At 69.9% G+C, this 13,887-nt stretch carries 10 protein-coding genes, 3 tRNA genes and 2 pseudogenes; 7 read left to right on the forward strand and 8 right to left on the reverse strand.

The window, feature by feature from the left end; all coding sequences use genetic code 11:
- Positions 1-3: 3 nt before the first annotated feature.
- Both AB5J50_RS24480 and AB5J50_RS24485 read right to left on the reverse strand, forming a co-directional pair.
- Positions 4-1,239: a hypothetical protein gene (locus tag AB5J50_RS24480; protein WP_369260496.1), complete on the reverse strand. Its 1,236-nt coding sequence runs from the start codon at positions 1,237-1,239 to the stop codon at positions 4-6.
- Positions 1,240-1,339: 100 nt separating this feature from the next.
- On the reverse strand, positions 1,340-1,978 hold the full coding sequence (locus tag AB5J50_RS24485; RefSeq protein WP_369260497.1) for a TetR/AcrR family transcriptional regulator: 639 nt from the start codon (positions 1,976-1,978) through the stop codon (positions 1,340-1,342).
- 78 nt (positions 1,979-2,056) lie between these two features.
- Between AB5J50_RS24485 and AB5J50_RS24490 the strand changes: the two genes are divergently transcribed.
- Complete coding sequence (locus tag AB5J50_RS24490; protein ID WP_369260498.1) at positions 2,057-3,547, forward strand: MFS transporter; 1,491 nt, start codon at positions 2,057-2,059, stop codon at positions 3,545-3,547.
- 101 nt (positions 3,548-3,648) lie between these two features.
- On the opposite strand, the gene purL is transcribed toward AB5J50_RS24490, so the two are convergent.
- From purL to purS, 3 genes are read right to left on the reverse strand one after another with little or no spacing between them, the layout of a single operon-like run.
- Entirely contained in the window at positions 3,649-5,907 is a 2,259-nt protein-coding gene (gene purL / locus AB5J50_RS24495; RefSeq protein WP_327429923.1) for a phosphoribosylformylglycinamidine synthase subunit PurL, read from the reverse strand.
- The gene (purQ, locus tag AB5J50_RS24500) at positions 5,904-6,584 is read right to left on the reverse strand and encodes a phosphoribosylformylglycinamidine synthase subunit PurQ (RefSeq protein WP_369260499.1); all 681 of its coding nucleotides are present in this window, start codon (positions 6,582-6,584) and stop codon (positions 5,904-5,906) included. Before purQ ends, purL begins: the two co-directional genes overlap by 4 nt.
- Complete coding sequence (purS, locus tag AB5J50_RS24505; protein ID WP_369260500.1) at positions 6,581-6,844, reverse strand: phosphoribosylformylglycinamidine synthase subunit PurS; 264 nt, start codon at positions 6,842-6,844, stop codon at positions 6,581-6,583. Before purS ends, purQ begins: the two co-directional genes overlap by 4 nt.
- Before the next feature lie 359 nt (positions 6,845-7,203).
- Here purS and AB5J50_RS24510 point away from each other — a divergent pair, with 359 nt between their 5' ends.
- The 6 genes and pseudogenes from AB5J50_RS24510 (at position 7,204) to AB5J50_RS24535 (ending at position 8,933) form a co-directional block, all read left to right on the forward strand.
- Entirely contained in the window at positions 7,204-7,521 is a 318-nt protein-coding gene (locus AB5J50_RS24510) for an Lsr2 family protein (RefSeq protein ID WP_327429925.1), read from the forward strand.
- Positions 7,522-7,645: 124 nt separating this feature from the next.
- Positions 7,646-7,717: transfer RNA gene (locus tag AB5J50_RS24515), tRNA-Gly, on the forward strand.
- An 80-nt stretch (positions 7,718-7,797) separates the two neighbouring features.
- Positions 7,798-7,873 (forward strand) — tRNA-Gly (locus AB5J50_RS24520).
- A 138-nt stretch (positions 7,874-8,011) separates the two neighbouring features.
- Positions 8,012-8,266, forward strand: a pseudogene (locus AB5J50_RS24525) (ATP-binding cassette domain-containing protein); the annotation flags it as partial.
- A 20-nt stretch (positions 8,267-8,286) separates the two neighbouring features.
- A pseudogene (locus AB5J50_RS24530) lies at positions 8,287-8,834 on the forward strand (DNA-binding response regulator).
- Between the two features lie 23 nt (positions 8,835-8,857).
- Positions 8,858-8,933 (forward strand) — tRNA-Gly (locus AB5J50_RS24535).
- 59 nt (positions 8,934-8,992) lie between these two features.
- Here the strand turns inward: AB5J50_RS24535 and AB5J50_RS24540 are convergent.
- From AB5J50_RS24540 to AB5J50_RS24550, 3 genes are all read right to left on the reverse strand, one after another.
- Positions 8,993-9,892 (reverse strand): phosphoribosylaminoimidazolesuccinocarboxamide synthase, encoded by a 900-nt coding sequence (locus AB5J50_RS24540; protein WP_369260501.1) that lies wholly within the window; start codon positions 9,890-9,892, stop codon positions 8,993-8,995.
- An 86-nt stretch (positions 9,893-9,978) separates the two neighbouring features.
- Positions 9,979-11,505 carry a N,N-dimethylformamidase beta subunit family domain-containing protein gene (locus AB5J50_RS24545; protein WP_369260502.1) on the reverse strand — a complete coding sequence of 509 codons (1,527 nt, stop codon included), beginning with the start codon at positions 11,503-11,505 and terminating at the stop codon, positions 9,979-9,981.
- Positions 11,506-11,975: 470 nt separating this feature from the next.
- Positions 11,976-13,811: a hypothetical protein gene (locus AB5J50_RS24550; protein WP_369265498.1), complete on the reverse strand. Its 1,836-nt coding sequence runs from the start codon at positions 13,809-13,811 to the stop codon at positions 11,976-11,978.
- Positions 13,812-13,887: the final 76 nt, after the last annotated feature.

Genomic DNA, 13,887 nt, shown 5'->3' on the forward strand with positions numbered 1-13,887 from the left:
AGCCTAGTCGGCGCGGAAGGTCGAGGACGCGGGGAACTTGGTGTCCGTGCAGCCGCGGCGCTCGGCGATGTCGGTGACGTAGGCGCGGAAGACCTTCTCGTACGCGGGTGTCGTCAGTTTGTCGTAGGGGAAGGCGATGGTCATCGTGTGGATCTGGGGCGCTCCGTCGCAGACGGAGGACGCCCACCAGATCGATTCCCCGCGGCTGCGGCCCGCCTTGCCCGGTTCCGCGGGCTCGGGAAGCTCGTTGTTGCCGTCGGCTGTGAGCTGGACGTACTTCGCATCCTCTCCGGCGTACGTATGGAAGGAGACGAACCAGTCACCCGCGCGGGTCGGCTCGCCGAGGTCCTTGAGGTCGTCCTGGTGCGCGTACCAGAGGTCACGCGCGTGGGTCTCACTGACCACGAGGCCGCACTGCTCGTCCCACAGCGTGTCGTCCACTCGGCTTTCCAGCACCTGGTCCGCGAGCAGATCCTGGTCGGCGAAGCCGGCCTTGCGGTACCAGGCGCAGGTGCCGTCCGCGTGCGAGGCCGAGGTCGGGCCCTCGGTCAGGGCGGGGATGTCCTCCGGCGGATCGGGCAGCCGGCCGGCGCAGCCCAGCCGGTCGGCGAGGTTGTTGGCGGTGAGCACGGCGGTCTCGGCGAGGACGCTCCGGTCGTGGGCGGTGAGCTGGCCGTTCTCGGTGAAGGGCGGCCCGGGGTCCATGAGCGAGGCCCTGGCCCACAGAGCCTTGATCGACTCGCCGTCGGACTTGCCCTCGGGGCACAGGAGTTGGACGGTGACGCCCGTGTCCGAGACCAGGCCGGTTATGCCGCCGCCGAGCGGCTGTGCGAGGTAGGTGTGGTCGGCGTACGAGTCGAGGATGCTGGATATCGGATCGTCGGCGATGACGGCTTTGTCGCCGGGCACGACGCCCACCGCGCCCGTGAAGAACCACCGCTCGCCGCTGTCGGTGCCATACTTCTCCCCCGCCTCGGTGCTGAAGATCTCGCAGTCCTGCGGCAGCCCCGCGTTGAGCTCGATGGTGCCCTCGGCGGCCACCCGGTGCGAGATGGAGCCGCCCGCCGGGGAGAGCGCGAGCACGCGCCCGGCCGGGACGAGTCCCGCACAAGCCTCGTTGATCTGGTACCGGCCGTACAGGACCTGCCAGATCTCCAGGCCGCTCCAGCCGATGCCGGCCACGGCGACCAGACTCAGCAGCACGTTGACGAACTTCCGCGCGCGCTCGGGTACTTGCACCGCTCCCCCGTACCTCGTTCCCCACACGTCCCCAGGGTTGCCGAAGTTAGCAGCAGTCACTGTCAACACGGCGGCGCGGACTGCCATCCGTACGGGAACCTCACGCTTTGCGCGCGTAGTCCCCGAGTCCGTGTTCCACCAGCGCGAAGGCCCGCTCGGCGCGCTCGGCGGCGTCGGCCGCGACGGTGTCCACGCTCTCGCCCGCATCGACGCGGCGGTGGTGCTCCTCGATCAGGGCGTTGCGGGCGGCGCTCAGCATGGCGGCGGCGATCGTGCCGAGCATCAGGTCGCCGGTCTCTTCGGCGAGGGTCGCGGCCAGGTCCCGGGTGCCCTTCTGAGCGGCGAGGAAGGCGCGTTCCATCAGGACCGGGGTCTCCATGACAAGACCGCGCACCTGGCGGGCGAACGGCTCGCTGTTGAGCCCGACCGAGGGGTCGCGGCTCTCGACCATCTCCAGGAAGTGGCGGCGTACGGCTTCCACGGCGGACTCGCCCGGCTGCCGGTCCCGCACGGCGCGGGCCGCGTCGCCGAAGTGCTCCTCCATGGGGAGGAAGACCAAGTCCTCTTTCGTACCGAAGTAGTTGAAGACGGTCATCTTGGAGACCTCGGCGGCGTCGGCGATCTCCTGCACGGAGACGTTGTCGAAGCCCCGTTCGGCGAAGAGCGCGACCGCGGCCCGGTAGATCCGCTTCGCGGTCTGCAGCTTCTTGCGCTCACGCAGCCCCATCGCCTCAGCCATGCGGTCACTGTACCAAGGCGAAATTTAATCCCGGATGAAAGATTGACTCGGTACAGATTTGACGCCATGGTGGTGCCCATGACCGAGACCCAGCGCAAAATCGGCTTCCTCGTCTGCCTCGTGACCATCGTCCTGGCCGTCCTGGACCTGCAGATCGTGTCCGCGGCCACCGTCCCGATCGTCCAGGACCTCGATCCCGACCACGGCATCTCCAAGATCCCTTGGCTGGTCAGCGCGTTCGCGCTGGCGTCGGCCGCGATGCTGCCGCTGTACGGCAAGCTGTGCGACATCCTCGGCCCGAAGCGTGTCTTCACCGGCGCGATCGCCACCTTCCTGCTCGGCTCCGCGCTGTGCGGCGCCGCCCAGTCGATGGACCAGCTCATCGCGGCCCGCGCCGTGCAGGGCCTGGGCGGCGGCGGGCTGATGAGCGTGACGATGGTGGTGATCGCCCACCTCAAGGGCCCGGAGGAGAAGGGCGCCGGCAAGGGCACCAACATGGGCGGACTCGTCGCCGGCGCCGCGATGGCGGTCGGCCCCTGGATCGGCGGCCTGCTGGCGGATCACGCGAGCTGGCGCTGGATCTTCTACGTCAACCTGCCGGTCGGCCTCGCGGTCCTCGCCGCCTCCGCCTTCGCCCTGAAGCTCCCCGCACACCCGGTGCGCCGCCCGCTCGACTACGCCGGCGCCGCGCTCGCCGCCGCGTTCTCCAGCGCGTTGCTCCTGGTCACCGACTGGGGCGGCAAGAAGTACGCCTGGTCGTCACCCGCTGTCCTCGGCCTGATCGCCGTCGTGGCCGTCACGCTCGCCCTGTTCCTCCGGCGACAGCTGAGGGCGGCCGAACCGATCCTCCCCCTCTCCCTGTTCCGCATCCGCGAACTGCGCCTCGGCTTCGCCATCCAGGCGATCATGGGCGCCGCGATGATGGGCGCCATCTACTACGTGCTCATCTACCTCCAGGTCGTGCGTGGCATCACCAGCTCCTCCGCGGGCCTCTATCTGCTCCCGATGGCCGTCGGCCTGTCTGCGACCGGGCTGCTCTCCGGCCCGCTCACCACGCGCGGCTGGACGGCACGCACCTTCACCATCAGCGGCACGGCCACCACCGCCCTGGCGTTCGTGCTCTTCGCCACGACCACCGGTCCCGACACCTCGCTCTGGCTGATCCGCGCCGAACTCCTGCTGGTCGGCGCCGGGTTCGGGCAACTGCTCGGCCAGCTGATCCTGCTCGTCCAGAACGCGGCCCCGCGCCACCAGCTCGGCGTCGCCACCACGTCCATCCGCTACTTCCAGTCCCTCGGCAACGCCCTGGGCGCCGCCCTCTTCGGCACCGTCCTGGCCCGCCTGTACGCCACCCACGGCCCCGGCGGCGACATCAGCACCCTCGCCCAGCTGACCGGCACCGCCCACGCCAACGGCGTACACGCGTTCATCGACGCGACGAGCGTGGTGTTCTGGTGCGGTGCGGGACTGATGGCGCTGGCCGCCGTGCTGGCGCTGCGGCTGCCCCGGCCCGGGCGGCCGGAGGACACCGAGCAGCCCGCGCGGCAGCCCGAGCCCGTCCCGGCCTGACGACCGCAGCACACACGAAGGCCCCGCCCGTCGAAACGGGCGGGGCCTTCGTCGTCGTACGACTGCTTACTGCTTACCGCTTACTGATCACTGCTTCCGCTTCACGCGAGCAGCGCCGGGATCGTGCCCTCGTGCGCCGTGCGCAGCTCCTCCAGGGTGAGCGCGAACTCGCCCTGGACGTCGACCGTGTCTCCGTCGACGACGCCGATGCGGGTGACCGGCAGGCCCCGCGCACCGCACATGTCGTTGAAGCGGAGCTCCTCCGAGCGCGGGACGGCGACGACCGCACGGCCCGCCGACTCCGAGAAGAGGAAGGTGAACGCGTCGAGACCGTCGGGGACGATCAGTCGCGCACCCTTGCCGCCCTGCAGCGCCGACTCGACCACGGCCTGGACCAGACCGCCGTCGGACAGGTCGTGCGCGGAGTCGATCATGCCGTCGCGGGAGGCCGAGATGAGGATCTCGGCGAGCAGCCGCTCGCGCTCCAGATCCACCTGCGGAGGCAGGCCGCCGAGGTGGTCGTGGACGACCTGCGACCAGGCCGAACCGCCGAACTCCTCGCGGGTGTCACCGAGGAGGTAGAGCAGCTGCCCTTCCTCCTGGAAGGCGACCGGCGTACGGCGGGCGACGTCGTCGATGACACCCAGCACGGCCACGACCGGGGTCGGGTGGATGGCCACCTCGCCCGTCTGGTTGTAGAGCGAGACGTTGCCGCCGGTCACCGGGGTGCCCAGCTGCTGGCAGGCGTCGGCGAGACCACGGATGGCCTCGGCGAACTGCCACATGACGGCCGGGTCCTCGGGCGAGCCGAAGTTCAGGCAGTCGGAGACGGCGAGCGGCTTGGCGCCGGTCGTCGCCACGTTGCGGTAGGCCTCCGAGAGCGCCAGCTGCGCGCCCGCGTACGGGTCGAGCTTCGCGTAGCGGCCATTGCCGTCCGTCGCGATGGCGACGCCGAGACCGGTCTCCTCGTCGATGCGGATCATGCCCGAGTCCTCGGGCTGCGCCAGCACCGTGTTGCCCTGCACGAAATGGTCGTACTGGGAGGTGATCCAGGACTTGGAGGCCTGGTTGGGAGAGCTGACCAGCTGGAGGACCTGGTCCTTCAGCTCCTCGCTCGTCGCCGGGCGCGGGAGCTTGTTCGCGTCGTCCGCCTGGAGCTCGTCCTGCCAGGACGGGCGGGCGTAAGGGCGCTCGTACACGGGGCCCTCGTGCGCCACGGTCCGCGGGTCGACGTCGACGATCTTGCCGCCGTGCCAGTAGATCTCCAGCCGGTCGCCGTCGGTGACCTCACCGATCACGGTGGCGATGACGTCCCACTTCTCGCAGATCTCCAGGAACCGGTCGACCTTCTCCGGCTCGACGACCGCGCACATGCGTTCCTGCGACTCGCTCATGAGGATTTCCTCGGGCGAGAGCGTGGAGTCGCGCAGCGGTACGTCGTCGAGGGTGACGCGCATGCCGCCGGAGCCGTTCGAGGCGAGCTCGGAGGTGGCGCAGGAGAGACCGGCCGCGCCGAGGTCCTGGATGCCGACGACCAGCTTCTCGGCGAAGGCCTCCAGGGTGCACTCGATGAGGAGCTTCTCCTGGAAGGGGTCGCCGACCTGGACGGCCGGGCGCTTCGACGGCTTGGCGTCGTCGAAGGTCTCGGAGGCGAGGATCGAGGCGCCGCCGATGCCGTCGCCGCCGGTGCGGGCGCCGTACAGGACGACCTTGTTTCCGGTGCCGGACGCCTTCGCGAGGTGGATGTCCTCGTGCCGCATGACGCCGATGGCGCCGGCGTTGACCAGCGGGTTGCCCTGGTAGCAGGCGTCGAAGACGACCTCGCCGCCGATGTTGGGCAGGCCCAGACAGTTGCCGTAGCCACCGATGCCGGCGACGACGCCCGGGAGGACGCGCTTGGTGTCGGGGTGGTCGGCCGCACCGAACCGCAGCGGGTCCACGACCGCGACCGGGCGGGCGCCCATCGCGATGATGTCGCGCACGATGCCGCCGACGCCGGTGGCCGCGCCCTGGTAGGGCTCGACGTACGACGGGTGGTTGTGCGACTCGACCTTGAAGGTGACCGCGTAGCCCTGGCCGACGTCGACGACACCGGCGTTCTCGCCGATGCCCACGAGCAGCGCGTCGGACTGCGGGGCCTTCTCGCCGAACTGGCGGAGGTGGACCTTCGAGGACTTGTACGAGCAGTGCTCGGACCACATGACCGAGTACATGGCGAGCTCGGCGCCGGTGGGCCGACGGCCGAGGATCTCGACGACCCGCTCGTACTCGTCCTTCTTCAGGCCCAGTTCGGCCCAGGGCAGCTCGACGTCGGGGGTCGCGGCCGCGTTCTCGACCGTGTCCAGAGGCGTGCGGCTCATGCGTTGACCAGCTTCTTGAGGATCGAGGTGAAGAAGGGGAGGCCGTCGGTGCGGCCGGACCCGATGAGGGGCTCGACCGCGTGCTCGGGGTGCGGCATGAGACCGACCACGTTCCCGGCCTCGTTCGTGATCCCGGCGATGTCCCGAAGGCTGCCATTGGGGTTGAAGTCCACGTAACGGAAGGCGACCCGGCCCTCCGCCTCCAGCATGTCGAGCGTGTGCTCGTCGGCGACGTACCGCCCGTCCATGTTCTTCAGCGGGATGTGGATCTCCTGGCCGGACTCGTAGTCGGCCGTCCAGGAGGTCTCCGCGTTCTCCACCCGCAGCTTCTGGTCGCGGCAGATGAAGTGGAGGTGGTTGTTGCCGAGCATCGCACCGGGGAGGAGGTGCGCCTCGGTGAGGACCTGGAAGCCGTTGCAGATGCCGAGGACCGGCATTCCGGACTTCGCCTGCTCGATGACGGTCTCCATCACGGGCGAGAAGCGCGAGATGGCGCCGGCCCGGAGATAGTCGCCGTACGAGAAACCGCCGGGAAGCACCACGGCGTCGACCTGCTTGAGGTCCTTGTCCTTGTGCCAGAGGGCGACGGGTTCGGCACCGGCGAGCTTGATGGCGCGCTGCGTGTCCCGGTCGTCGAGGCTGCCGGGAAAGGTGACGACTCCAATACGAGCGGTCACTTTCCTGCCTCCGCGACTTCTTCGACCTTGACGGTGAAGTCCTCGATCACGGTGTTGGCGAGGAAGGATTCCGCCAGTTCATGGATGCGGTCGAGCGCGGCGTCGTCCACCGGTCCGTCCACTTCCAGTTCGAATCGCTTTCCCTGACGTACGTCGGAGACACCTTCGAAACCGAGACGCGGCAGTGCACGCTGCACCGCCTGGCCCTGGGGGTCGAGGATCTCCGGCTTGAGCATGACGTCGACTACGACGCGTGCCACTGGCACTCCCGGTGTGTGGTGCTGAGCAGGTCCCTTCAGACTACCTGCACAAAATTTCTACTCGCGTAGATTCGTAGAATCCTACGTGACCCCGATCACGATCCCGCATCGACGCGGGGACCTGCACGGAAAATCCTGGGAAAAACCGCAGAAGAGCGGCAGGACCCCATTGCCCTCGGACACGCGGAAGGATTTAGTCGGGCTTCACAATGCAATGCCGGGCACTGTACAAATGAATTGGCAATAGCCGATACTTTGCCCAATAACAGCCGGACAGTCGACATCTCCCCGACAACTCCGTGACGTCTGTGCACGTCATGACTTGATCGCAGAGGTGTCGCACGAAGGGACCGATATTCGTGGCGCAGCGTGTCGTGGTCACTCTCTTTGACGACATCGACGGCTCAGAAGCGGCGGAAACGATCGTCTTCGGACTGGACGGCAAGTCGTACGAGATCGACCTCAATCCAGCCAATGCCAAGAAACTGCGTAAGGCGCTCGCGCCCTACCTCGAGGCCGGCCGCAAGCAGTCCAAGTCCGGGAAGGCGTACACGCACACCGCGCTGACCCCCGACCCGGCCGCCGTCCGCGCCTGGGCCCGCTCCAACAAGATGGACGTGCCGCCGCGCGGCCGCATCCCCAAGAAGGTCTACGAGGCGTTCGCCGAGGCGCACTGACTCCCTCGCTCCGGCCGGCCATCCACCCCTGGGAAGAGCCGACTTGCGCTGACCCCCGTCTGATCAGCTAGAGTCTGGAACACGCCGAGGGGCAAGGCCGAAAGGACGAACCCCAAGGAGTCATGCGGGTGTAGTTCAGTAGCAGAACATCCCCCTTCCAGGGGGAAGGCGCAGTGTGCAATTCCTGTCACCCGCTCTGCAACCCCTTACCGACCACTCTTGTGGATCAGGTAGGGTGGTGCTCGCACCGACTGGTGAAAGCCGGTCGGGGGCAATGCGGACGTAGCTCAGTTGGTAGAGCGCAACCTTGCCAAGGTTGAGGTCGCGAGTTCGAGCCTCGTCGTCCGCTCCAGCACGAAGGCCCCGGTCATGGACCGGGGCTTTTTTGCTGTGCCCATCTCCGGACGTCTTCGGCGCATCTGACATTTGTCATGCGGAGTGATGACACCGCGCACTGCTGCGGGGCCCCCTCCGCGACGACGCTGATTTCATGAACACGAACGAGCACGACGAGCACGATGACGTGATTGAGGTCACTGATCTGCGCCGTGTGTACGGGGGAGATCGCCGAGACCGCGGAGACCTCGGAGTCGGCGGAGCTTTTGAAGCGGTCCGCGGAGTCAGCTTTTCCGTCGGCCGCGGTGAACTCTTCGCCCTGCTGGAGACGAACGGCGCGGGCAGGACATCCACGGTCGAGCTGCTTGAGGGCCTCGCGCCCCCAGCCGGCGGACGGGTGCGGGTCCTCTCCGGGGTGCGCTCGCCGGGCTGCTCGCTCTGGAGGACGATCTGGTCGTCGTGGCCGAGGCGGCGACCGGGCCCGAGGCGCTGGCGATGGTGCGGGCGCACGAGCCCGCTGTCGCCGTGCTGGATCTTCAGATGCCGGGAGCGGACGGTGTGAGGGTGGCCACATCGCTGCGAGCCGAACTGCCCGGCTGCCAGGTGCTGATCGTGACGAGTCATGGGCGGCCGGGACATCTGAAACGGGCGCTTGCGACGGGTGTGCGCGGGTTCGTCCCGAAGACGGTCAGTGCGCAGCGGCTCGCCGAGATCATTCGTACGGTGCATGCGGGAAACCGCCATGTGGACCCGGAGTTGGCCGCCGACGCGATCTCCGCCGGGGACTCGCCGCTGACCGTGCGCGAGGCCGAGGTGCTCGAATTCGCCGCCGACGGGGCGCCCGTCGCGGAGATCGCCGAGCGGGTCGCGCTGTCCCAGGGACCGTACGGAACTATCCGTCGTCGGCCGTGACGGAGCTCGGGGCGGAGAACCGTCATGCGGCGGTGCGGCTCGCGCGCGAGCCAGGTTGGGTATAGTTGGCCTCGCGCCACGGCGCAATGCGGACGTAGCTCAGTTGGTAGAGCGCAACCTTGCCAAGGTTGAGGTCGCGAGTTCGAGCCTCGTCGTCCGCTCCATAGGAAGAAGCCCCCGACCCTCCCGGGTCGGGGGCTTCTTCGTGTCTCTCCTGGCGTCCTCAGCTCCAGCTGTTGCCGGTCAGACGCTCGTACGCCTCGATGTACTTGGCGCGGGTCGCCTCCACGACATGCGGGGGCAGCGCGGGCGGCGGCTGCTCGCTCTTGCGGTCCCAGCCGGACTCGGGGGAGGTCAGCCAGTCGCGGACGTACTGCTTGTCGAAGGACGGCTGGGCGTGGCCCGGCTCCCACACGTCGGCGGGCCAGAAGCGGGAGGAGTCCGGGGTCAGCACCTCGTCGGCGAGAATCAGCGTCTCGCCCTCGTAGCCGAACTCGAACTTGGTGTCCGCGAGGAGGATCCCCCGGTCGCGGGCGATGTCGCGGGCGCGGCTGTAGACGGCGAGGGTCGCCTGGCGCAGCTGGGCCGCGGTGTCGGCGCCGACCTGGCGGGCGACCTCCTCGTACGACACGTTCTCGTCGTGCTCGCCGACCGCCGCCTTGGTGGCGGGGGTGAAGATCGGCGCGGGGAGCTCCGAGCCGTCGACCAGACCCTCGGGGAGGGCGAGGCCGCAGACGGTGCGGGACTCGTTGTACTCGACCAGGCCGGAGCCGGTGAGGTAGCCGCGGGCGACGCACTCGACCGGGGCCATCCGCAGGGACTTGCAGATCAGGGTGCGGCCGGCCCAGTCGTCGGGGGCGCCCGTCGGGAGTTCGGCGCTCAGGACGTGGTTGGGGACCAGGTCGGCGAGCTGGTCGAACCACCACAGGGAGAGCTGGGTGAGCGTGCGGCCCTTGTCGGGGATCTCGGTGGGGAGCACCCAGTCGAAGGCGGAGATGCGGTCGCTGGCGACCATCACGAGGTCGCCCGCCTCGTTCTGGTACAGGTCGCGCACCTTGCCGGTGTGCAGATGTACCAGACCCGGCACCTGAAGGGGCTCGGGCTTTTCGACGAATCCGGACACGGTTCCTCCCCGTGGTTCTGTCCAATTGGCTTGATTCTCCCGTATGCGGGGAGTGGCTTTGGCCAGGGGGTGCGGGATGTGCTTTCTCAGTCGTGTTTGCAGATGCGGTCGAGGAGGTTGGCCGTAGCTCGCTGGACACGGGTGTCGACATGGCCCGGGCGGTCCAGGGCCGGGGACCACGCGAACGTTCCGGATGCGAAGACCAGGGCGCCGGACGGGGCCCGGTAGAGGGAGGTCTCCTGGTGACGGACGGCACCCTCGCTGTCCCGGTACGGGGAGTGGGCCAGGAGGATGCGGCCCTGGTGCTCGGGCAGCGGGGTGCGCGGGAAGTAGCGGTCGGCCTCGCCCGCGACCATGCCCTCCAGTTCGTCGCCCTCCTGCGCGCCGGTCGCCTCCCACAGCCAGTGGTCGGCGTTGCGGACGACCAGCGGGTGGGGCTCGGGGACTCTTCCCGCGTACTGGATGCCGATGAGTTGCTGCTCAGGGCGGTCGATTTCACGCCACAGGGCCGCTTTCCCGGGGCCCCTGCGCTTGCGGCAGGTCAGCAGGCGGTCGGCGACGCCGGACGGGGACGGGCCCAACTCCACCTGCCAGTACATGGTGTTGGCGGAGAGGAAGACGAGCGAGGTGCCGTGTTCGCGGGCGAGTTCCGTGGTGCGGCGCATCTGCGTCGACCAGTACTCGTCGTGGCCCGGGAAGACGAGGCCGCGGTAGCGGGTGGGGTCGACGCGGCCGGCGTGCAGATCGCGGGCGTCGGCGTAGGCGAGGTCGTAGCCGTAGCGCTCGGCCCAGCGGATGAAGTCGTAGGCGTGACCTACGTGGAGGGGGAGCCCCGCGCCCGCGTACGGCCGGTCGAAGGAGACCGTCGTCGCGGCGTCGGACTCGCCGAGCAGCCGGCCTTCCTCGTCCCACGCGTGGTACAGGCTGGCGCCGGTGTGGCCGTCCTCCGGGTACAGGTTGTACGCCTGCCAGGTGATGTCCGGGAGCAGGAGGAGCAGGTCGGCGGGGTGGTTGTCGCGGATGGTGAACGGGACGTGGGAGCGGTATCCGTCGACGGTGGTGAGGACGGCGACGTACGCGCCGATGCTCCAGTAGGTGGGGATTTGGAGCCGCCAGGAGAGCCACCAGTGGTGGCAGGAGACGGTTCGGTCGGCGGTGAGCGGAGGGGGTTGGACGATGCCGGAGAGGCGGGGGCTGGTGGTGATCTTGGATGCCCCGTCACCTCCGTAGTGGCCGATCCGGTAGATGTCGACGCTGAATTCCTGGGGCGGGTCGACGGTGATGTGGAAGTCGATGGCCTCGCCGGGGGCGGCCGCGCCGGTGGAGCTGAAACCCTTGATCTGGCGGTGCACGTCGTCGGCGGAGCGGGGGCCTCCGGCTCGGGGGTGGGGGATGGCTCGCCTGGCCTGGGCCTTGGTGTCGCGGTCGTCGCGTACGAGGGTGGCGCCCGGGGTGTTGTCGATGTGGTCGATGTACCAGGGGACGACGTGGCCGGTGTCGTCGAAGTAGTGCTCGTCGCCCCGGAGCCACGGGACGGGACCCTGGCCGAAGGGGTCCGTCACGGCGTGCGCGAGTGCTCCCGACTCCCAGCGGCGAATCTGCTCCGACCCCATGCCTGCTCCCCTCCCTCTTGCCCCCGTCATCCTTGTAAGCCCTTGCCTTGTGCGCGATCGGTCCCAGCACATCACATTACGCACGCACTCCGTCACCGTTCGTCGCGAATTGGCGTGAGTGGAACAGGGGGTTCCGCCTTGGCGGTGAGGTGCGGGGGGGGTGGGGTTCGGTCGTGGGTCGGGGCCGTGCGACGGCGAGTGCACCGCCGTACCGGGGGGGTGAGGGTGGGTGGGGCCGTCGTGCGTCGCCTGCTGCGGGTGTGGATCCGTGTGACGAACGGTTCCTGGGGGATCGCGGGGTGCAGCCCCGCGCCTTCGCTTTTAGGGGCGCGGGGAACTGCGCGACAAGCCCCCACCGGCCCGCAGCCGACACACAGCCCCTGGGGTCGAAGGGGCGGAGCCCCTGGAGGATGGGACGGGTAGGGGCGGCGGGGGCGAAGAACATCCCGGGCGCACCCGGGGGTGGTGCGTCAGACGAGGCGGACCGGCTTCTCCGGGCGGACGCCGAGGTGGCGGAGCCAGTCGCGGAGGGGGGTGGGGTCACCCGATTCGACGAGGGTCAGGACGCGGGGCCCAAGGTCGGCGGCACGTTCGCCGTCGACGAAGAGGGACGGACCGTCGAGCCAGTCGAGCCCCGGCACGGCCCCCGCGGTGTCCATCGCGGCACAGCACACCATCGCCGTGACATGGTCGGCCAGCAGCTCACGCCCGGTCCGGGGCGGCTGGAGGGGGAAGAGGGGAAGCATCCCGTCGTCCCAGAGGGCCCGGTCGGGGCCCTGCTCCGTACCCCCGGCCGACGCGGGCGCCACGGCCGGCGCCGACGCCTCCTCGCGGGCCAGCTCCGCGGTGAGCCCGGCCGCGAGCGCAGCCGTCCGCTCGTTCCCGAGGCCGAGATCCGCGTCGTCCTCGTCCTCGGCCATCCCCTCGTACGCGTCCGCACGGTGCGTGGCGAGGGCGTCAGAGTCCGGGCCCGGCGCCGCTCCGTCCTCCGGTGGCGCGGACAGGTGGTCCATCACCCGCGTCAGCGTCGGACCGTTCGCATCGGGCGCCGCCGGGTCCGTGGAGTGCCGCACGCCCAGCGCGTCCAGCACCCGGTGCAGGCGGGCCGCGTCAGTGCGCCATTTGCGGTCGACGACCTCGTCCGGGTAGTCCTGCCAGTCGACCGGCGCCCAGTCGGGGCCGGGCTCGGCCGGGCCGCCGTGGAAGAGGCGGGCGGCGAGGAGCGAGGCCGCCTCGTCCACCGTGCCGGGCTCTTCGAGCAGGTCACAGGCGGGGCGCTCGCCGAGGCGGGAGGTAAAGCCCTCGGCCAGGCGGTCGCGGCGGGACAGCTCGGTGAGGGCAGCGACCACGCCGGCGTCCAGCCGGGACGGCCAGCGGCCCATCCGCCAGGCGGGCAGCGCGACGCGGGTCAGGAGCCGGTCCCAGCCCGCGTAGGCCAGACCCACCTGCTCCTGCGCGACGATCCGCAGACCGTAATCCACAGCCTGTGCACGCTCGGCCGCGGCGGCCGCCACTCCTCGCTCCATCTCGGCCGCGTGGCCACGGCAGCTGCGCAGCAGGAGGCGGGTCACCCAGCCGACGCCGCCGAGGACCGCGCGGGACAGCGGTCCGCGCTTCGGTACCGAGGTCACGGCCACGGCCGCGTCCAGACCCCGTACGAAACGGCGGGCCGCGGCTATGTCGGGGTGCGCCGAGGGACCCGTACCGGCGACGACCGGGGCGAGGACCGCGCGCAGTTCACCGACCCGCATCCACCACAGGAAGGGGGAGCCGATGACAAGGACGGGGGCGGAGGGGGCGCGGCGGGGCCGTGTCGACAGCCCTCGTACGCCACGGGTCCCAGCTCCGCGTATGCCTCGCAGGCCATCCAGCTCGTCTCCGCCCTCCGGACGGGGCGGGCCGTGTGCCGGGTGGGTGCGGTCCTCCAGCCAGCTGTCGCAGTCCGGGGTGAGCGCTATCGCCGACGGGGCCGGGACGTCGAGGCGGTCGGCCAGGTCGCGGACCATGCGGTACAGATCGGGGGCCGATGCCTCGGTGATCGAGACCGTGGGGCTCACGGCGGGCCGCGCGCGGGCGACGACGAGCGCGATGCCCGCGGCCGCGAGGAGGACGAGGGCGGCGAGGATCGTCACGATCCAGCGGGTCGTACCCCAGCTGCCGCCGGTGATGTGCCCGGTGGAGCCGCCGACGAGCAGCACGACGGCGACGGCCGCGGGCAGCAGGGCTACGGCCAGCGCCCTGCTGCGGATGCGCAGCACGGCGAGAGCCCGGGACCGCGCGGCCTGCGCGCCCACCTCCACACCCATACCGGTCACGACCGGACGTCACCCCCTACGGTCCGCCGGGCGCGAGCTGTCTCACAGCTCGTGCCGACGGATGCCC

Source organism: Streptomyces sp. R35, assembly GCF_041053035.1.
Lineage (GTDB): Bacteria > Actinomycetota > Actinomycetes > Streptomycetales > Streptomycetaceae > Streptomyces > Streptomyces lutosisoli.

Excerpts from the sequence above, each read along its gene's own strand:
- AB5J50_RS24550 (WP_369265498.1), bottom strand. The coding sequence starts at position 13,811 with ATGGGTGTGGAGGTGGGCGCGCAGGCCGCGCGGTCCCGGGCTCTCGCC.
- AB5J50_RS24485 (WP_369260497.1), bottom strand. The coding sequence starts at position 1,978 with ATGGCTGAGGCGATGGGGCTGCGTGAGCGCAAGAAGCTGCAGACCGCG.
- AB5J50_RS24545 (WP_369260502.1), bottom strand. The coding sequence starts at position 11,505 with ATGGGGTCGGAGCAGATTCGCCGCTGGGAGTCGGGAGCACTCGCGCAC.
- AB5J50_RS24490 (WP_369260498.1), top strand. The coding sequence starts at position 2,057 with ATGACCGAGACCCAGCGCAAAATCGGCTTCCTCGTCTGCCTCGTGACC.
- purL (WP_327429923.1), bottom strand. The coding sequence starts at position 5,907 with ATGAGCCGCACGCCTCTGGACACGGTCGAGAACGCGGCCGCGACCCCC.